General features: G+C 60.8%; 14 protein-coding genes and 1 pseudogene. 8 read left to right on the forward strand and 7 right to left on the reverse strand.

Going from position 1 to position 18,338, the window contains the following annotated elements; all coding sequences use genetic code 11:
* Nucleotides 1-41 precede the first annotated feature (41 nt).
* The 4 genes from ACSQ9D_RS13715 to ACSQ9D_RS13730 all read left to right on the forward strand — a co-directional run bounded on the left by ACSQ9D_RS13715 (nucleotide 42) and on the right by ACSQ9D_RS13730 (nucleotide 5,363).
* Entirely contained in the window at nucleotides 42-1,466 is a 1,425-nt protein-coding gene (locus ACSQ9D_RS13715) for a phosphomannomutase (protein ID WP_436282673.1), read from the forward strand.
* A gap of 36 nt (nucleotides 1,467-1,502) precedes the next feature.
* A complete protein-coding gene (locus ACSQ9D_RS13720) occupies nucleotides 1,503-2,930 on the forward strand; it encodes a mannose-1-phosphate guanylyltransferase/mannose-6-phosphate isomerase (RefSeq protein WP_436282674.1) in 1,428 nt (475 codons plus the stop codon).
* A gap of 97 nt (nucleotides 2,931-3,027) precedes the next feature.
* Nucleotides 3,028-4,344: a UDP-glucose dehydrogenase family protein gene (locus tag ACSQ9D_RS13725; RefSeq protein WP_436282675.1), complete on the forward strand. Its 1,317-nt coding sequence runs from the start codon at nucleotides 3,028-3,030 to the stop codon at nucleotides 4,342-4,344.
* 2 nt (nucleotides 4,345-4,346) lie between these two features.
* Entirely contained in the window at nucleotides 4,347-5,363 is a 1,017-nt protein-coding gene (locus tag ACSQ9D_RS13730) for an NAD-dependent epimerase/dehydratase family protein (protein WP_436282676.1), read from the forward strand.
* A gap of 21 nt (nucleotides 5,364-5,384) precedes the next feature.
* On the opposite strand, the gene ACSQ9D_RS13735 is transcribed toward ACSQ9D_RS13730, so the two are convergent.
* From ACSQ9D_RS13735 to ACSQ9D_RS13755, 5 genes and pseudogenes are all read right to left on the reverse strand, one after another.
* Nucleotides 5,385-7,211: a putative bifunctional diguanylate cyclase/phosphodiesterase gene (locus tag ACSQ9D_RS13735; RefSeq protein WP_436282677.1), complete on the reverse strand. Its 1,827-nt coding sequence runs from the start codon at nucleotides 7,209-7,211 to the stop codon at nucleotides 5,385-5,387.
* Between the two features lie 138 nt (nucleotides 7,212-7,349).
* A pseudogene (locus ACSQ9D_RS13740) lies at nucleotides 7,350-7,612 on the reverse strand (NAD(P)-dependent oxidoreductase); the annotation flags it as partial.
* A 290-nt stretch (nucleotides 7,613-7,902) separates the two neighbouring features.
* Nucleotides 7,903-11,109 (reverse strand): efflux RND transporter permease subunit, encoded by a 3,207-nt coding sequence (locus ACSQ9D_RS13745; protein ID WP_436282678.1) that lies wholly within the window; start codon nucleotides 11,107-11,109, stop codon nucleotides 7,903-7,905.
* Between the two features lie 123 nt (nucleotides 11,110-11,232).
* A complete protein-coding gene (locus ACSQ9D_RS13750; RefSeq protein ID WP_436282679.1) occupies nucleotides 11,233-12,423 on the reverse strand; it encodes an efflux RND transporter periplasmic adaptor subunit in 1,191 nt (396 codons plus the stop codon).
* A gap of 39 nt (nucleotides 12,424-12,462) precedes the next feature.
* Complete coding sequence (locus tag ACSQ9D_RS13755) at nucleotides 12,463-13,284, reverse strand: alpha/beta hydrolase fold domain-containing protein (protein ID WP_436282680.1); 822 nt, start codon at nucleotides 13,282-13,284, stop codon at nucleotides 12,463-12,465.
* 167 nt (nucleotides 13,285-13,451) lie between these two features.
* Between ACSQ9D_RS13755 and ACSQ9D_RS13760 the strand changes: the two genes are divergently transcribed.
* Entirely contained in the window at nucleotides 13,452-14,363 is a 912-nt protein-coding gene (locus ACSQ9D_RS13760) for a LysR substrate-binding domain-containing protein (RefSeq protein ID WP_436282681.1), read from the forward strand.
* Nucleotides 14,364-14,603: 240 nt separating this feature from the next.
* Here ACSQ9D_RS13760 and ACSQ9D_RS13765 read toward each other — a convergent pair whose 3' ends face one another.
* Together ACSQ9D_RS13765 and ACSQ9D_RS13770 are read right to left on the reverse strand one after the other, a co-directional pair.
* Nucleotides 14,604-15,503 carry an SDR family oxidoreductase gene (locus ACSQ9D_RS13765; protein ID WP_436282682.1) on the reverse strand — a complete coding sequence of 300 codons (900 nt, stop codon included), beginning with the start codon at nucleotides 15,501-15,503 and terminating at the stop codon, nucleotides 14,604-14,606.
* Between the two features lie 86 nt (nucleotides 15,504-15,589).
* Nucleotides 15,590-16,330: an SDR family oxidoreductase gene (locus ACSQ9D_RS13770; RefSeq protein WP_436282683.1), complete on the reverse strand. Its 741-nt coding sequence runs from the start codon at nucleotides 16,328-16,330 to the stop codon at nucleotides 15,590-15,592.
* A 122-nt stretch (nucleotides 16,331-16,452) separates the two neighbouring features.
* Here ACSQ9D_RS13770 and ACSQ9D_RS13775 point away from each other — a divergent pair, with 122 nt between their 5' ends.
* The 3 genes from ACSQ9D_RS13775 to ACSQ9D_RS13785 are packed head-to-tail and all read left to right on the forward strand — an operon-like array spanning nucleotide 16,453 to nucleotide 18,335.
* Entirely contained in the window at nucleotides 16,453-17,343 is an 891-nt protein-coding gene (locus ACSQ9D_RS13775; RefSeq protein ID WP_436282684.1) for a LysR family transcriptional regulator, read from the forward strand.
* A 47-nt stretch (nucleotides 17,344-17,390) separates the two neighbouring features.
* A complete protein-coding gene (locus ACSQ9D_RS13780; RefSeq protein ID WP_436282685.1) occupies nucleotides 17,391-17,711 on the forward strand; it encodes a hypothetical protein in 321 nt (106 codons plus the stop codon).
* A 33-nt stretch (nucleotides 17,712-17,744) separates the two neighbouring features.
* The gene (locus tag ACSQ9D_RS13785) at nucleotides 17,745-18,335 is read left to right on the forward strand and encodes a DNA-3-methyladenine glycosylase (RefSeq protein ID WP_436282686.1); all 591 of its coding nucleotides are present in this window, start codon (nucleotides 17,745-17,747) and stop codon (nucleotides 18,333-18,335) included.
* Nucleotides 18,336-18,338: the final 3 nt, after the last annotated feature.

Genomic DNA, 18,338 nt, shown 5'->3' on the forward strand with positions numbered 1-18,338 from the left:
AATCGCTGGTGAATTCAAGCGTATCCGGGGGCTTATTCAGGATGAAATTCGGAACAAGTGGGCTTCGCGGCCTGTCTGTCGACCTCAAGGGGCGAGCTTCGGCGCTCTATGCCACCGCCTTCGGTCGCTATCTGCTCGACAGTGGAATGGCGCGCCACGGCGATGCCCTGCTGATCGGCAAGGACTTCAGGGATTCGAGCCCTGAAATCGCAGCAAACTGCGCCGATGCTTTGGCCGGCCTCGGCTTCGACATTCTCGACTGCGGCGCCGTCCCAACGCCGGCGCTTGCGCTCTATGGCCTGCAGCAAAAGGCCGCTTGCCTGATGGTAACGGGCTCGCACATTCCAGCCGATCGCAATGGCATAAAGTTCTATCGGCCGGACGGTGAGATAGGCAAGGCCGACGAGGTAACGATCACGGCCGAGGCCACAGAACTCGATCGCGCCGGTTTTGCGTTTCAGCCCCGCGGCACCAAACCACAGGATCGGTCTGTCGAATGCCTGGCAGCTTTCCGCGAGCGGAATGCCAATATTCTCCCCACAGACGCGCTCGACGGCGTCAAAGTCGGTGTCTACCAACACAGCACCGTCGCCCGTGACCTGCTGGTGGACCTCTTGAAGCATTTCGGCGCAACCGTCGTGCCATTTGGCCGTTCGGAAGCATTCATACCCGTCGACACCGAGGCCGTTTCGGAAGAGACGATTGCCAAGCTCAAGGATGTCGCAAGGCAGCATAGCCTCGACGCGGTTGTTTCTGCGGATGGTGATGGCGATCGCCCGTTGGTGGCAGATGAGACCGGCACGCCACTGCGCGGCGACCTGCTTGGACTGATCGCCGCAAACTTTCTCGGCGCGACATCGGTGGTGACGCCCGTGACCTCGAATTCCGGCATCGAAGCTGCCGGTCGTTTCAACATCATTCGCACCCGCGTCGGCTCTCCCTTTGTGATATCAGGCATGCAAGAAGCATTCGCAGCCGGGCAGACCCATGTCGCCGGTTTCGAGGCAAACGGAGGTGTGCTGACCGCGAGCGACTTCGACGTCAACGGCCATAAGCTGCGCGCCCTGCCGACGCGCGATTGCTTCGTGCCGATCCTGGCCACGCTCTCTGTCGCAGCATCCAGACGGAAGCCGCTTTCGGTCATCGCCGCCTCCTACCATCTGCCGTTTGCCGCGGCCGACCGCCTTGAGAATTTTCCGGTTGAGACCAGTGCCCGGTTGATGGCGTATCTCCGTGCCGGCTCGGCCAATCTCGCGGCGTTTCTGCAGCCGATCGGCGAGGTCGGAGGCGTCAGCGACATCGACGGGCTTCGCGTCACGCTGAAGGACCGACGCATCATTCATTTCCGTCCCTCCGGCAATGCCCCCGAAATGCGCTGCTACGCAGAGGCGGAAAGCGAAGCTGCCGCTCTGGGGTTGCTGCACGCCGGTCTGGAGCGAATACGCTGGTGGGCGCAGGCGAACTGATTGGCGAAGCAAAAGAGATATTCAAGGACACTCCAAATGACACAGAAGATCGTTCCCGTGATTATGGCTGGCGGCAAAGGCACTCGCCTCTGGCCGCTGTCGCGTGCTGCAGCACCGAAGCAATTCATACAGTTCATCGGCGACAAGACACTTTTCCAGGAGACGCTGCAGCGCGTGTCCGATCCTGCGCTCTACGAGGCTCCCGTCGTTCTCACCAACGAAGAGTTCCGCTTTCTCGTCGCCGAGCAGGCACGTGAACTGGACATTGGCCTCGCCGCCATTCTGCTCGAACCGGTTGCCCGCAACACCGCCGCCGCCGTTGCCGCGGCTGCGACGCTGGTGAGCAAACGCTTTGACCAAGACACAATCATGCATGTGCTTGGCTCCGACTATGAGATCGTCGCCGACGACACCTATTTTGACTGCGTCCGCATCGCAGCTGCGACAGCCGCCGAAGGCAAGCTCGTGACGTTCGGCATCCAGCCGAGCGAGCCGGCAACCGGCTACGGCTATATCGAAGGCGGAGAAGCGCTGCCAACAGGCGCACGGACGGTAGCGCGCTTCATCGAAAAGCCGCCGCTCGCCAAGGCGGAAGAGATGCTTGCGGCAGGCAGCTTCTATTGGAATTCCGGTATGTTCATGTTCTCGGTTTCACGCCTGATCGATGAGATGAACGCCTACTCGCCCCAGACGATGAAGGCCGCGCAAGAGGCTTTGGCAAGCGGAAAGACCGACCTGGACTTCACGCGCCTCGACAAGGCGGCGTTTGCCGAAGCCCCGAACATCTCGATCGACTACGCGATCATGGAAAAGACGAGCAATGCGGCGGTCGTCCCCTCGCCCTTCAAATGGTCCGACCTTGGCAGCTGGGATTCCGTCTGGAAGAGTGGCAGCCGCGACGAGCATGGCAATGTAGCCGCTGGCAACACGACGGTCGTCAATACCAAGAACTCGCTCATCATGACGCATGGCGTGCATCTCGCCGTCCAGGGCATGGACGACATCGCCGTCATCGCCAGCGAGGACGCGGTTTATGTCGGGCGGCTGCAGGACAGCCAGGACGTCGGAAACCTCGTGAAGATGCTCGCTGCCGCCCCGTCGACATCGCAGCTGACCGAGACGCACCCGACCTCTTACCGCCCTTGGGGCGGCTATACCTCGGTGCTGAACGGCGACCGTTTCCAGGTCAAGCGCATCTTCGTCACGCCGGGCAAGAAGCTGTCGCTGCAAAAGCACCACCACCGCTCCGAGCATTGGATCGTTGTCAAGGGCACGGCCGAGGTGACCATCGGCGAAAACGTACAGATGCTCAGGGAAAACGAATCCGTCTACATTCCGCTCGGAGAAATCCATCGCTTGGCCAACCCCGGCAAGATCATGCTTGAGCTGATCGAAGTCCAGACCGGATCCTATCTCGGCGAAGACGATATCATCCGCATCGTCGACGAGTTCGGGCGCAGCTGATCATCTCTGTCTTGAACTTATAAACGTCCCCCTGTAACACCATCGCGGCCCCCGCCAAATCGGCCGGGCCGCGATTGCTGTCCCAGGGAATGAATCCATGCGTATTGTGATGATTGGCTCGGGCTATGTCGGCCTTGTCTCCGGTGCCTGCCTCGCCGATTTCGGCCACCATGTCACCTGTGTCGACAAGTCCGCCGCAAAGATCGACGCCCTCGAAGCCGGCAAAGTTCCGATTTTCGAACCTGGTCTTGACAACATCATCGACCATAACCGCACCGCCGGTCGCCTGGATTTTTCGAAGGAGCTGGCGGCATCCGTTGCGGAGGCTGAGGTCGTCTTCATCGCCGTCGGCACGCCGTCGCGGCGCGGCGATGGCCATGCCGACCTGAGTTACGTCTATGCGGCCGCCCGCGAGATCGCCGCTGCGGTCTCCGGCTTCACGGTCGTCGTCACCAAGTCAACGGTTCCCGTCGGCACCGGCGATGAGATCGAGCGCATCTTCCGCGAGGAATTCCCCGAGAAGGATATTTCCGTCGTTTCCAACCCGGAATTCCTGCGAGAAGGCGCCGCAATTACCGACTTCAAGCGCCCGGATCGCATCGTTCTTGGCACCGACGAGCCGCGCGCCGTGGACGTCATGCGTGAGGTCTATCGCCCGCTCTACCTCAATGAAGCACCACTCTATTTCTGCGAACGCCGCACCTCCGAGCTGATCAAGTACGCGGCCAACGCCTTCCTGGCGATGAAGATCACCTTCATCAACGAGATCGCCGACCTTTGCGAACAGATCGGCGCCGACGTGCAGAAGGTGGCCAAGGGCATCGGCATGGACAAGCGCATCGGCGACAAGTTCCTGCATGCGGGCCCCGGCTACGGCGGTTCGTGCTTTCCCAAGGATACGCTGGCGCTGGTCAAGACCGCGCAGGATTATGACAGCCCGGTTCGCCTCATCGAGACGACGGTCGCCATCAACGACAACCGCAAGCGCGCCATGGGCCGCAAGGTCATCGCCGCCTGCGACGGCAATGTTCGCGGCAAGAAGATTGCAATCCTCGGCCTGACCTTCAAGCCGAACACCGACGACATGCGTGATGCGCCATCGATTACTATCATCCAGGCCCTGCTGGACGGCGGCGCCAACGTCCACGCCTACGATCCGGAAGGCATGGAGATGGCAAAGGAGGTTATCGGCCCGATCACCTACGGCAACGACCCCTACGAGATTGCCGAAGACGCGGACGCGATCGTCATCGTCACCGAATGGGACGAATTCCGGGCGCTCGATCTCAAGCGGATGAAGTCGCTGGTGAAAACCCCGAGGATCGTCGACCTGCGCAATATCTATCCCGTCGCCGAAGTGACCAAGCATGGCTTTGCCTATTTCGCCATCGGAAAGAAGGACGAGAAGAAATAGAGATGCGCTATTTCATCACCGGCACTGCGGGCTTCATCGGCTTTCATATTGCCCGCCGCCTGCTGCAGGATGGCCACGAAGTCGTCGGCTTCGATGGCATGACGCACTACTACAACATCAAGCTCAAGCACATGCGCAACGCGGCGCTGGTACAGTTTCCGGCCTTTCGCTCGGTGACAGCCATGCTGGAAGACCGCAAGGCCCTGGAAGAGGCCGTGGCGAGCGCAACGCCCGATGTGATGGTGCATCTCGCAGCGCAAGCCGGCGTGCGCTACAGCCTCGAAAACCCGAAGGCCTATCTGACGTCCAACCTGGAAGGGTCTTGGAACATCCTCGAGATCGCCAAGGATGTCGGCGTCAACCATCTCATGCTGGCCTCGACCTCGTCGATCTATGGTGCCAACCCGTCTGTTCCGTTCCGCGAGACAGACCGGGCGGACGAGCCGCTGACCTTCTATGCGGCGACGAAAAAATCGATGGAACTGATGGCGCACAGCTATGCCCATCTCCACAAGGTCCCGACCACAGCCTTCCGCTTCTTCACCGTCTACGGCCCCTGGGGCCGTCCCGATATGGCGCTCTTCAAGTTCGTGAAGAGCATGCTGGAGGACCAGCCGATCGAGATCTACGGCGAAGGCCAGATGAGCCGCGACTTCACCTATATCGATGACCTCGTGGAGGCGGTTGTCCGGCTCTCGTCCGTCGCTCCGTCGGAAGCCAACCGCGTGGCCGACGAACGTGTCGAGACGCTTTCGCATCAGGCTCCGTTCCGTGTCGTCAATATCGGCGGCGGTCAGCCCGAGAACCTGATGACCTTCGTCGAGACCGTGGAAAAGACACTCGGCCAGCCGGCAAAGCGCAAGATGCTGCCGATGCAAAAGGGCGACGTGCCGCGCACCTTTGCCAGCCCCGATTTGCTGGTGGCTCTGACCGGCTACAAGCCGGAGACGACGCTGAATGTCGGCGTGAAGGCTTTCGTGGACTGGTATCTGGAAGCCCGCGGCGAACTCGAGCCGTAAGCGCCCTACCGTTCAGGCTAGCTAACGACGAAGGTTGGCGGCCTGCGTCGCCTTTTTCGAAGCGAAGATGCTATCGATCTCGGATGCCGGCAGCGGATGTCCAAGCGCGAAGCCCTGCAACGTGTGGCAGCCGAGCTTGGCGAGCGTCACGGCATGGTTTTCGGTCTCGACTCCTTCCGCGATAATGTCCACACCGAGAGCCTTGCCGATCTCGACGATCGACTTGACGACGCGGCGCTGCTCGGAGGACGTATCCACCTCGCTCACCAGTTGCCGGTCGATCTTCAGGCGTGCCGGGCGCAGCCGGACCAGGCCGATGAGCGACGCGTGGCCGGAACCGAAATCATCGATCTCAATCTCGATTCCCATCTGCTTAATGCGGTCGACGGTCTGCAGGAGCTCGTCGTCGCAATCATCCAGGAAAATCGTCTCGACCAGTTCGAAAACCAGGGCACCTTCCGGTATCTCCAGCGTCTCCAGATCGTCGATCAATTGCGGATCGTAGAGGCGCTGTCCCGAAATGTTGACCGAGATCCGTGGCAAGGCCGTTGCATGCTGCCCCCAGCTCAGCCGGTCCGCGAGAACCCGCCTCAGGATTAAAGCATCGATTTCGGACGACAAACCGAACTCGTCGGCGATCTTCAGGAAAATACCGGGTGAGAGAGTACCGCGCTCGCTGTGATGCCAGCGCGCCAGTGCCTCGATGCCGACGATCTCGCGGGTATGGGCATCGAGCTGCAATTGGTAAAATGGAATAATATCGCCTTGCTCCAGCGCGAGCTTCAGCTCTTCTGCAAGGCGCCGCTTGCCCATAAGATCGTCTTTGAGCTGCTGTGAAAAGAACTCGACGCGGTCGCGCCCCGATGTTTTTGCCTGATAGAGCGCGATATCAGACTCAGCGAGCAGGTTGGAGCCAGAGCGATCTGCCGACCAGGAAATGCCGATCGAAGCTCCGGATTGCAGCATTTCGTGGCCGAAGCGAATCTTCTTCTTCAAGCGCCGCTGCACGTCACGCGCCATACGATTCAGTTCCGTCAGCCCTCCGAAATTGACGAGAAGGATGACGAATTCGTCTCCGCCGATACGTGCCGCCATTGCGGCTTTTGGAATGGCGGCCTCGATCCGCAAGGCCGCGGCACGCAGCACGATGTCGCCGGCGGCATGGCCATGACTGTCGTTGATCTGCTTGAACTCGTCGAGGTCGAGGTGGAGAACTGCAAGCGTCGAGACCGAGGCATCCTCGGCCAATTCGGCCAGGCGCTTGTCGAAAAGGCGGCGGTTGGGAAGACCCGTCAGATAGTCGTGTTCCGCGACATACTCGATGCGTGCACTGCTTTCTTCCAAAGCCAGGGCCCGCGCCTCGGCGACCGCCCGTTGGCGAGCCGCCTCGTTCGCAAGCAGTACGTCTGCGGTGACGTCCCACTCCGCGCCGATAAAGGAGGGTGACCCATCTTCGTTCACGTAGAAATGGGCCCGTGATCGGATATATCTTATCTCGCCGCCCGGCCAAACGATCCGGAACTCCGAATTATATTGCCCGCGTCTGGCAATGGCGTCCTCGAATTCCTGTTCGGCGCGCTCGCGATCGTCGGGATGAATTGCGTTTGACCAGATGGCAGTCGGGACCGGACCACTCTCTCTCCCGGTCTGGTAGAGCCGATGCATCTGGACATCCCAGGCGATCTCATTCTGATCGAGGTTGTGCTCCCACACACCGATCTGTGACGCGTCGAGTGCAAGCTCAAGGCGCCGCAGAATGTCCTGGAACTCTCGTTCGGACCGTGTGGGACTGCTCGATGCCAACGCCGTCCAAGCCTCATGCAGCTTCAAGTAACAGTATGGTGTCATGACGACACCATTGAAGTCCTTTTTACGTGCCGAACCAACCTTTTGGCGAGAGATTAATTAGAAGACCCTAAAAATCCATCAATAATTGTAGGCCGAACGCAGCGTCGATTTTGACAGAGATCCTGTGCACTAGGCAATTCAGCCTTTCGAGGAACGGTGATTCTTTTCTTCGAGTTGCAGCAGCAAACCGCTGTGATCGGGTTCGCCGCCGCCGTGGTCGACGAACTCCGCAAGCTCGGCGCGAACGGCCGGCGTCAGCGGCAGCGTTAGCGAGAGGCTCTGCGCAGTCGCATGTTGTTCAGATCCTTGAGCTACAGCCTCGAAGGACCGGCAGTTCCGAAATCGCGGTCGACCATCCGCTGACCGTGAATGTCCAGGATGCGGCTTTCCGCGAAGCCACCAACCGGTGTGACGACGTCGACGAGGGAAAGGCGACTGACGGCGTGACCTGCGAGCTGCCCGTCGGCGACGAGCCGCGCGGTCAGCTTGCGCCCAATCATTCCCGCTGCGCCGACCCAATCATTCCCGCTGCGCCGACAATGGCAATATGCATTGGCCGCCTCCATCAACCATTCACCGCGCGACCCCTCGCCCGGTTTTGTCCTTCGAGACATGGCCGCATGGTCAGCCCATGAAAACAGGAAAGGCGGAGCATTGCTCCGCCTTTCCACGTCTCGCCGCGCAGTGGGGGCTATTCGGCAGCGAGCCGTATGACTTTCGCTTCGTTCTCTTCCTCTTCGTGCTCGTGCTCCTTGTGCTGCACCAGCGCACGGTTGCCCGTCAGCCTGCGAACCAGCACGTAAAACACTGGCGTCATGAAGATGCCGAAGAACGTGACGCCGATCATGCCGGAGAACACGGCCACACCCATGGCGGCGCGCATCTCGGCACCTGCACCGGTTGAAACGACCAACGGCACGACGCCCATGATGAACGCCATCGAGGTCATCAAGATCGGACGCAGGCGCAGGCGGCTTGCTTCGATTGCCGCCTGTACCGGCGTGCGGCCTTCGAATTCCAGCTCGCGAGCGAATTCCACGATCAGGATCGCGTTCTTCGCCGAGAGGCCGACAAGGACCACCAGCCCGATCTGGGTGAAGATGTTGTTGTCTCCACCGGTCAGCCAGACGCCTGTCAGTGCCGCCAGCACGCCCATCGGCACGATCATGATGATCGCGATCGGCAGGGCAAGGCTCTCATACTGTGCAGCGAGCACGAGGAAGACGAGCAGCAGCGCCAGCGGAAAGACGATCACGCCGGAATTGCCCGCCAGGATCTGCTGATAGGTCAGATCCGTCCATTCGAAGGCGATGCCCTTGGGCAGCGTCTCGTCGGCGATCTTCTCGATCGCCGCCTGAGCCTGGCCTGAGGAAAAGCCCGGAGCTGGACCGCCGTTGATATCGGCGGAGAGGAAACCGTTATAACGGTTGGTCCGCTCCGGCCCGGTTGTCGCGTTCACCTTCAGGAGCGCAGACAGCGGGATCATTTGGCCCGATGCCGAACGAACCTTCAGCTTGCCAATGTCCTCGGGCTGGGCACGGAACTTGGCATCGGCCTGGACGCGCACGCTGTAGGTGCGGCCGAAGGCGTTGAAGTCGTTGACATAGAGCGAACCGAGATAGATCTGCAGTGTCTCGAAAACGTCAGTCACAGGGACACCCAGCTGTTCCGCCTTCTCACGGTCGAGATCGGCATAGAGCTGCGGAACATTGATCTGATAGGCAGAGAATATGCCCGTCAGTTCAGGCGTCTGGTAGGCCTTGGCGATCATCGCCTTATTGGCCTCGTCGAGCACCTGATAGCCGAGACCGGCCCGGTCTTCGAGCTGCATCTTGAAGCCGCCCGTCGTGCCGAGACCATTGACCGGCGGCGGCGGGAACATCGCAATGAAGGCATCCTGGATCGCCCCGAACTTCTGGTTCAGGGACATGGCGATCGCACCGCCTGAGAGCGCTGGCGACTTGCGTTCCTCGAAATCCTTCAGCGTCACGAAGACGATGCCGGCGTTCGAGGAGTTGGTGAAGCCGTTGATCGACAGGCCCGGGAAGGCGATGGCATGCGCGACGCCGGGTTCGGCCATGGCAATGTCGCTCATCCGCTTGATGACGTCTTCGGTGCGGTCCAGGCTCGCAGCATCCGGCAGCTGGGCAAAGCCGATCAGATATTGCTTGTCCTGAGCCGGCACGAAGCCGCCCGGTACGGCATTGAACAGACCGTAGGTCGCGCCGGCGAGCGCCAGATATACCAGCATGACGATGCTCTTGCGCGACACGAGGCCGCCGACGCCCTTTCCATAGCCCCGGGAACCGGCACCGAAGGCCTTGTTGAAGCCCCGGAAGAACCAGCCGAAGACGGCATCCATGCCGCGTGTCAGCCAATCACGCTTGGCGTGATGGTCCTGCAGCAAGAGGGACGCGAGTGCCGGTGACAATGTCAGCGAGTTGAAGGCCGAGATGACGGTCGAAATCGCGATCGTCAGCGCAAACTGGCGATAGAACTGTCCCGACAGCCCGCTGATGAAGGCGAGCGGCACGAAGACGGCGACGAGCACAAGTGCGATCGCGATGATCGGGCCGGAGACTTCCTTCATTGCCTTGTAGGTTGCAGCACGCGGACTGAGCCCGTTCTCGATGTTTCGCTCGACGTTTTCAACGACGACGATCGCGTCGTCCACCACGATACCGATCGCCAAGACGAGGCCGAAGAGGCTGAGCGCGTTGATGGAGAAGCCGAAGACGTACATCACAGCAAACGTGCCGATGATCGAAACCGGAACGGCAATCAGCGGAATGATCGAGGCGCGCCATGTCTGCAGGAACAGAATGACGACGATGACGACGAGCGCAATGGCTTCGAGCAGCGTGTCGACGACCTTCTCGATCGACGAACGGACGAACTTCGTGGTGTCGTAGACGATCTCGTAGCTGACGCCGTCAGGCATTGCGGTCTTCAGCTCTTCCATCGTCTTTTGAACTTCGTCCGAGATGGTGATGGCGTTGGAACCCGGAGACTGGAAGACCGGGATAGCGACTGCCGGCTTGCCATCGAGGATCGAGCGCAGCGAATAATCGGCAGCGCCGAGCTCGATGCGGGCAACGTCGCGAAGACGGGTGATCTCGCCATTGGCGCCCGTCTTGACGATGATGTTGCCGAACTGCTCGGGCGTCTGCAGGCGGCCCTGCGCATTGACGTTGAGCTGCAGGTCTACACCTGACAGGCTCGGCGAAGCGCCGATAGTGCCGGCTGCGGCCTGCACATTCTGGCCGCGGATCGCATTGGTGACGTCGCTGGCGGCAAGGCCATGCTCGGCAGCCTTCTGCGGATCAATCCAGACGCGCATGGAATAGTCGCCCGAACCGAAGACCTGAACCTGACCGACACCGTCGATACGCGCCAGCCGGTCCTTGATGTTGAGGACGCCGTAATTGCGCAGATAGGTGATGTCATAGCGATTGTCGGGCGAGATCAGGTTCACGACCATCATCAGGTCGGGAGAGCTCTTGACCGTCGTTATGCCGATGGTCTTCACCTCTTCCGGCAGACGCGGTTCGGCCTGCGAAACGCGGTTCTGAACGAGCTGCTGTGCCTTGTCCGGGTCCGTGCCAAGCTTGAAGGTGACCGTCAGCGTCATGACGCCGTCGGAGGTCGCCTGGCTGGACATATAGAGCATGCCCTCGACGCCGTTGATCTGTTCTTCGAGCGGCGTTGCGACCGTCTGCGCGATGACCTCCGGGTTTGCGCCAGGATAGGTGGCGCGCACGACGATCGATGGCGGAACGACTTCCGGATATTCGGAAATCGGCAGCGCGCGCAGGCCGAGCAGACCGGCGACCACGATGAGGACCGATAGGACTCCGGCAAACACCGGACGGTCGACAAAGAATCTGGAGAAATTCATTTCAAAGCCCTCTCCGGGATGAAACTGGGATGCAACGGCCCTCTCCGGCGGTTGGGAGGCCGCCGGTGAAGCACGTCATTTCGGAATTTCCGCGGAGCGCCGAGACGCTCCGGATGCCTCGGCTTATTGAGCCGTGGCGACTTTCTCTTCGGCCTGCGGCGCAACCACTGCGCCCGGACGGATACGCTGCAGGCCATTGACGACGATCTTGTCGCCGACAGTCAGGCCGCTTTCGACGATACGCTGGCCTTCCGCCGCCGCACCGAGCTGGACAGGCCGATAGCTCACCTTGTTGTCCGCATCGACGACGAACACGAACTTCTTGTCCTGGTCCGTGCCGATGGCGCGGTCACTGATCAGGATCTTGTTCTCTGCTTTCGGCTCGCCCATGCGGACCCGGACGAACTGGCCGGGGATCAGCTTGCCGCCGGGATTGTCGAAGACGGCGCGAACGCCGATCGTGCCGCTTGCCGCATCGACCTGATTGTCGATCAGTTGCAACTTGCCCTTGATCGGCGTGCCCTGATCCGCCAGCGTGCCGACCTCGACCGGGATCTGCTCGACGGCGGGGACGGCGCCATCGGCAGCCGGTAGTTCGGCAAGGGCCTTGGTGACCATCTCTTCGCTGGCATTGAAGCTTGCGTAGATCGGATCGACCGACACGAGCGTCGTCAGAGCGGGAGATGTGGAGCCAGCGGCAACAAGGTTGCCAACGGTGATCTCGATCTTGCCGACACGGCCGGCAACCGGCGCATGGACCTCGGTGTAGCCGAGTTCGAGCTGTGCCGAACGAAGCGCCGCCTGGGCGGTGCGGAGGCCGGCCTGCGTTTCAGTGAAGGCATTCTGACGCTGATCGAGATCGCTTTGCGAAATCGTCTTGTTGTCTGAGAGCCTGCGGCCGCGTTCCAGCTCGATCTGCGCGAGGTTGACCTTCGCCTCGGCAGATGCCACCTGGCCCTCGGCCTGGGAAACAGCCGCCTGATAGGGCTCGGGGTCGATGGTGAAAAGCAGATCGCCCGCCTTCACCAGCGCGCCTTCGCGGAAGTGCACGGCTTGGATGGCGCCGGCCACGCGCGAACGGATCTGCACGCGGTCGACGGCCTCGAGCCGCCCGGAAAACTCCTGCCACGTCGTCACATCACGGCTGGCGACAAGGGCAACCGTCACCGGCACAGCGGGAGCCTGTGCGGGTGTGGAAGCGGCCGTGGCGGTCGTGCTCATCGGCAGTTCGAAAAAGATGGCTGCGGCCGAAACGGACGCAGCAAGTCCTAAGCCAGCGCCCACGAGGGCCCAGCGCTTCTTACTGGACGTCATTGTTACTCTCCTTGCGGCCCTTCAAATGGCCGGATTCAATCAGTTCGTCTTCAATGCAATAGGTTGGCTGCTAATATCCCGAACAAAGCCCTCGAACTGGTCAGCGATCGTCTGTTGCCAATTCGATGCGTGTTCGGATTTCCCGCCGTAAAGGGATGGCCAACCTGTCCCGGCGGGGAGGACATTCCGGCGAACTGCAACACCAGCCTGTTTCAGGCGATCCGCATAACCGAGCGTCTCGTCACGAAGGGGATCATCCTCTGCCGTCAGAACAAGTGCCGGCGCGACCCCTGCGATACGGGAACACAAACACGGCGCGGCATAGGGATGACAGCCGCCGCCACTGAGATAGTGGCTCCAGCCTTCGGTCCAGCGCTGGCGCATACCGATGCCGTCAGCTTTGCGGATGGACGACGTTCCCATGAATGGGTCAAGCAGCGGCGAAATCAGAACCTGACCATCGAGTGCATCGGCATAGTGGTCACGTGCCTTGAAAGCGACACCGGCAGCAATGTTGCCACCCGCCTCTTCGCCAGCCACAATAAGCAGCGAATTGCGATCGCCGAGACCCGACGCGCGCTTGTTGGCGAGATAAGAAAAGATCGAATAGCCGACTTCGAGCGGCTTCGGAAAGACATTGCCGAGCGGCCCATTGTAGTCCGGTACTGCGACGATTGCGCCGGCTTTCGCCAAGCTCTCGGCAACCACGCTGTCGTTGATGCCCGACTGCAGAAAGGCGCCGCCGTGAAAAAACAGTACGATCGGCGAACCCTTGCCGAACTCGGCGCCCTGATAGACACGTGCGGAAACGGGGCCGATGGCCACCTTCTCCATCACTATGTCTTTCACCTGCACCGCCATCGTTCCGGCTCGCGTTTGGCCCACATAACGTATTGCCAGCCAAGATGGCTTGCAATTTCTGAGGAAAACATATTGTTATTCCACTGTCGGAATAAGAAGTGATAGTGCGATTACACTGTTCCGAATTTCGAACAATACCGCAGTGCAACCTGCTTAGGTGATTTCCGATGGACCAGCTCTCGGCAATGCGCGCTTTCATCCGCGTCGTAGAGACGGGCAATTTCACACGGGCCGCCGACACGCTCGCCATGCCCAAGGCGACGGTGACCAATCTCATCCAGGGGCTTGAGGCGCATCTGCACACCAAGCTTCTCAACCGCACCACGCGCAGGGTCATGGTGACGACCGACGGCGCGCTCTACTATGAACGAGCGGCCCAGATCGTCTCCGAACTCGAGGAGCTGGACGGCAGCCTGTCGAATTCGCAGGGACTGCCGACCGGACGTTTGCGCGTCGAGATGGCAGGCGCTTTTGCCGACTGGATCGTCGTGCCCGCGCTCTGCGACTTCTACCAGAAATACCCGGATATCCGCGTAGACCTCGGCGTTGGCGACCGCACCGTCGACTACCTCGCCGAGAACGTCGACTGCGCGCTTCGCGGCGGAACGCCCGCCGATCAGTCACTGATCGCAAGGCGGGTCTCAGAAGTCGAGATGCTCACCTGCGCGGCACCGCTCTACATCGAAAAATTCGGCATTCCAACCCGCCCCGAGGAGCTGGAAAATGACCATTATTCAGTGAGTTACTTCCGTGCCCAGACCAACCGGACACTCCCATTCGAATTCCGCAAGGACAATGAAGATTTGGAGATCAATCCGCGTTACCTGCTGTCGGTCAATGACACCCGAACTTTCGTCAATGCGGCATTGAACGGTCTCGGCATTGCACAGCTGCCGCGTTTCATGATCCGCGAGGCATTGGCGAAAGGCGACCTCGTGGAAATTCTGCCGGAATGGAGCCGCGAGCCGTTGCCGCTCTACATTGTCTATCCGCCGAACCGGCACCTCAGCAACAAGGTCCGCGTCTTCGTAGACTGGCTGGTGAAATTGCTCTCGGACGCCAAACTTAATGACGCGTGACGCAATTGCGGCCCGGAAGGAGTTCCTTCGACGGGCCGCAACTGTCTGTCATCAAATTCCTTTCAGACCCTGCCGCGTCACCAGGGAAATGGCTCGGCCGGTATCTGAGGTTGGCGCCTGGAGTTGGAGGTCTTCCAGTCGCCTTCACTTACTCACTATAAGCCGGCTCTTGCCCATTTGTTAAGAGCTTATTGGTGCACAGCAAGTTCGCGAAAATGGAACAATGGCGGACACCGCCATTTAGCGAATGACTGGCTTGAGGAGATCTTCCAGACCGATTCGCCGGAACATTTCGGCACGAACCCGGTCGGCGACGCCATTGACGACCTCGGCACCGTCCTCAGAGGGGTCGACATGGGTGCGGAACGGACGCTTGCCAAAGGGCATGGCGATGACCTTTGCGATCGACGTTGCGACCGAGCCTGCATCGGCATCGGCAGGTTCGAGCGCGGCAAGCCCCTGCAGCGCCTGCTCCGGCACGCCCCTGTAGGGGCCGTCATTGTATTCCGCTGCCCGCGCCGCGTCGGCCGGCGAACCGGAGTGGGCGAAGTGATTAGTGCCCTTGGTAAAGGCGCCTGGCACGATGATCGCCGTTTCGATGCCCCATCGGGCAAGCTCCGACGCGTAGGAGACGGCAACCGAGTCCATCGCGGCTTTGGTAGCGAAGTACGGCGCAAGGTAGGGAGGCGTGCCGCCGCGTGTGCTGGAGGAGGAAACCCAGACGACCAGTCCCTTGCCCCGCTTGCGCATGTGGGGAAGCGCAGCACGGTTCACCCGCTGCGTCGATAGTACGTTGATGTCGAACAGCTCTGCATATTGCTCCGGCGTGAAAGCCTCGGCCGGGCCAAACGACATATGGCCGGCATTATGGATGACGACGTCGAGCCCGCCCGCCTCCGCGATGACCTTGGAAATCCCGGCTTCGACAGACGCGTTGGAGACCACATCAAGTTCGACCGAACGCAAATCGACATTGTTCTCCCGCGAGAAGGCCGCGATATCGGCAACGGCTTTCGCGTTGCGGCCGGCCGTATCGCGGATCCCGGCGTAGACGACATGCCCTTCTCCGGCGAGGGTGCGGGCGGTGAGAGCGCCGAAGCCGCTGGATGCTCCGGTGATGACGATGACCTGCTTGTCCATTTTCCAATTCCTTCGATATTCGAGGGTTACTGTTTTATGCGGGCGTTCGCAGAGCGGCGGCAGGACAAGCCTGCCGAAGTCGAAGATCAGACCATGCCGCCGTTGGCGCGCAGCACCTGACCGTTGATCCAGGAACCGTCTGAACCAGCGAGGAAGGAGACCGAGGCGGCGATATCCTCCGGTGTTCCCAGACGCTCCAACGGGTTCATCTTGGCCATACGGGCGATCAGCTCATCCGATTTCCCGTCGAGGAAGAGGTCGGTGGCTGTCGGACCCGGAGCCACGGCGTTGACGGTGATGTTGCGGCCGCGCAGTTCTTTCGACATGATGGCCGTCAGCGTTTCGACGGCTGCCTTGGTCGCTGCGTAGACGCCATAGTTTTCGAGCTTCAGACCCACGACGCTCGTCGAGAAGTTGACGATACGGCCGCCATTGCGCAGGCGCCTTCCGGCTTCGCGCAAGGTGTTGAACGTGCCCTTCAGATTGACGCTAACCTGACGATCGAAGTTGGCGTCGTCAGCATCGGCAATCGAGGAAAGCTGCATGATACCGGCATTGTTGACGAGCACGTCGATGCCGCCGAAGGCTGCTTCCGCTGCATCGAACATCCGGCGGACGGCTTCTGGGTTGCTGACGTCAGCTTGCGCGGTCAGTGCCTTGCCACCAACCCGTTCGATCTTCTGCACAAGCTCTTCGGCGAGAGCGGCGTTCCCGGAGTAGTTGACAACGACGGTGAAACCGTCCTTGGCCAGCCGTTCCGCGATCGCGGCGCCGATCCCTCTCGAAGCGCCCGTGACCAGTGCGACCTTGTTCTCGTTGCTGCTCATTGCCTTTTTCCTTCCTTCATTGTGCCTCAGCGCGTTTTCGATGGGGAGAAGATGCCTCTTTTCACATCGCGGATAATCAGCCATTATTCGGCATCACTATCCGAATAATCCGAACAAATAAGATGGACAGATTCGATGCCATGCGGGTGTTTTCCCGCGTCGTGGAGCGCCGCAGCTTCACGCTCGCCGCCGAAGACACCGGCCTGCCGCGCTCCACGGTGACCGATGCCGTCAAGCAGCTGGAAGCACGCCTCGGCGTGCGTCTGCTGCAGAGGACGACGCGCCATGTCAGCCCGACGCTCGACGGCGAAGCCTATTATCAGCGCTGTATCTCCATCCTCGCGGATATCGAGGACGCGGAGGGCGCCTTCGCCGGCACCAAGCCGAAGGGCATGCTGCGCGTGGACGTGCATGGCACGCTTGCCCGGCATTTCGTGCTGCCGAGCCTACCGTCTTTTCTGGAGATGTATCCGGACATCGAGTTCTACATGAGTGAGGGCGACCGTCTGGTCGACCTCGTTCGCGAGGGCATCGATTGCGTGTTGCGGGTCGGCACGCCTGATGACAGCGACATGGTGGCGCGTCGCGTCGCGATGCTGGAGGAGGTTACCCTTGCCGCTCCCGTCTATATCGAAAAGCATGGCCTGCCCGAGCATCCGGACAGGCTCGATGGCCACCGCATGGTCGGTTTCCGCTCGACTGCGACGGGCGGCGTTCTACCACTGGAATTCATGGTCGGCGGCAGCATCTGTAACATCACCTTGCCCGCGACGGTGACCGTCAATGCGGCGGAGAGCTTCATGTCGGCGGCGAGGCTCGGCCTCGGCCTGATACAGGTGCCGCGGTATCACGCCGAAAGTGACCTCGCGGCTGGCACGCTCGTTCATGTCCTGCCGGATTTCCCGCTGACACCAACGCCGGTCTCCCTGCTCTATCCGCGAAACCGGCAGCTGTCGCCCCGCGTTCGCGTTTTCATCGACTGGCTGGGGAAGGTCTTTGCTCGACAATCCTAGCGAAAAGCGTTTCACTTGGGTCAACTGTCAGAACCGGGAGATCTTCCATGGCCATCACAGACGTCACCGTGCATCCGAAGGAAAGCAGTTTCGTTGTCATCTTCACGGAGCAGTCGGGCAACAGCATATCGGTCACGCTCTACGCCGCTGCCTCCCCAGGGCTGACGAACGACAATGCGATCACGCGCGCGCGAGCATTGCTTGCGACAACCTTGCAGAGTTCGCAGGCTGATGGCGCGCGCGGCAAGGATGCCGCCCTGCTCGAAGAAGAGTTGGAAGAAGGTCTCGAGGATACCTTTCCGGCAAGCGACCCCGTATCGGTAACCGGCTCCTCCATCTCGGGCCACGACCCGAAGGTCGGTCATTAGTACCTTGAAGCAAAGCGCCGGAGCCCGAAACAGATGACGTATGCCGCTGCTGCGATCGGCGCCGCTCCCCTCGCCGGCCAGGAGCTTCAGCGTTTTTTCGAGCGCGATGCGATTGCCGTTGCCCGGGATCTGCTCGGTTGCCATCTGCATGTTGGCGATGCCGGCGGTCGCATAACGGAGACGGAAGCCTACTTTCCCGACGACGAAGCCTCGCACAGCTTTCGCGGCCCGACGCAACGAAATGGCGCCATGTTCGGTCGACCGGGCAATGTCTACATCTATCGCATCTACGGCATGTATTGGTGCCTTAACTTTGTCTGCACGACGGGCTCGGCCGTGCTGATCCGCGCAATCGAGCCGGCAGCCGGCATCAAGACCATGACGGAGCGCCGCGGCAGCGACGTGCTCACGCAGCTTTGCAGCGGCCCCGGCAAGCTGTGCCAGGCGCTCGGCATCGACCTCTCGCTGAACGACAGACTGCTCGACCGCCCGCCGTTCTCGATCACACCCTCAGCTCCCGTCGAAATTGTCGCCGGCAAACGGATCGGCATAACGAAAAATGCCGAAGCACCTTGGCGCTTCGGCATCTCCGGGTCTCGCTATCTCAGCAGGCCGTTCCGCTGAACA

Source organism: Rhizobium sp. LjRoot258 (assembly GCF_964254185.1).
Classification (GTDB): Bacteria; Pseudomonadota; Alphaproteobacteria; order Rhizobiales; family Rhizobiaceae; genus Rhizobium.

Bases quoted from the DNA above. Each gene is read 5' to 3' on its own strand.
- ACSQ9D_RS13775 (WP_436282684.1), top strand. From the start codon at position 16,453: ATGGACAGATTCGATGCCATGCGGGTGTTTTCCCGCGTCGTGGAGCGC.
- ACSQ9D_RS13765 (WP_436282682.1), bottom strand. From the start codon at position 15,503: ATGGACAAGCAGGTCATCGTCATCACCGGAGCATCCAGCGGCTTCGGC.
- ACSQ9D_RS13785 (WP_436282686.1), top strand. From the start codon at position 17,745: ATGACGTATGCCGCTGCTGCGATCGGCGCCGCTCCCCTCGCCGGCCAG.
- ACSQ9D_RS13720 (WP_436282674.1), top strand. From the start codon at position 1,503: ATGACACAGAAGATCGTTCCCGTGATTATGGCTGGCGGCAAAGGCACT.
- ACSQ9D_RS13750 (WP_436282679.1), bottom strand. From the start codon at position 12,423: ATGACGTCCAGTAAGAAGCGCTGGGCCCTCGTGGGCGCTGGCTTAGGA.
- ACSQ9D_RS13735 (WP_436282677.1), bottom strand. From the start codon at position 7,211: ATGACACCATACTGTTACTTGAAGCTGCATGAGGCTTGGACGGCGTTG.
- ACSQ9D_RS13755 (WP_436282680.1), bottom strand. From the start codon at position 13,284: ATGGCGGTGCAGGTGAAAGACATAGTGATGGAGAAGGTGGCCATCGGC.
- ACSQ9D_RS13715 (WP_436282673.1), top strand. From the start codon at position 42: ATGAAATTCGGAACAAGTGGGCTTCGCGGCCTGTCTGTCGACCTCAAG.
- ACSQ9D_RS13770 (WP_436282683.1), bottom strand. From the start codon at position 16,330: ATGAGCAGCAACGAGAACAAGGTCGCACTGGTCACGGGCGCTTCGAGA.
- ACSQ9D_RS13780 (WP_436282685.1), top strand. From the start codon at position 17,391: ATGGCCATCACAGACGTCACCGTGCATCCGAAGGAAAGCAGTTTCGTT.
- ACSQ9D_RS13725 (WP_436282675.1), top strand. From the start codon at position 3,028: ATGCGTATTGTGATGATTGGCTCGGGCTATGTCGGCCTTGTCTCCGGT.
- ACSQ9D_RS13745 (WP_436282678.1), bottom strand. From the start codon at position 11,109: ATGAATTTCTCCAGATTCTTTGTCGACCGTCCGGTGTTTGCCGGAGTC.
- ACSQ9D_RS13760 (WP_436282681.1), top strand. From the start codon at position 13,452: ATGGACCAGCTCTCGGCAATGCGCGCTTTCATCCGCGTCGTAGAGACG.
- ACSQ9D_RS13730 (WP_436282676.1), top strand. From the start codon at position 4,347: ATGCGCTATTTCATCACCGGCACTGCGGGCTTCATCGGCTTTCATATT.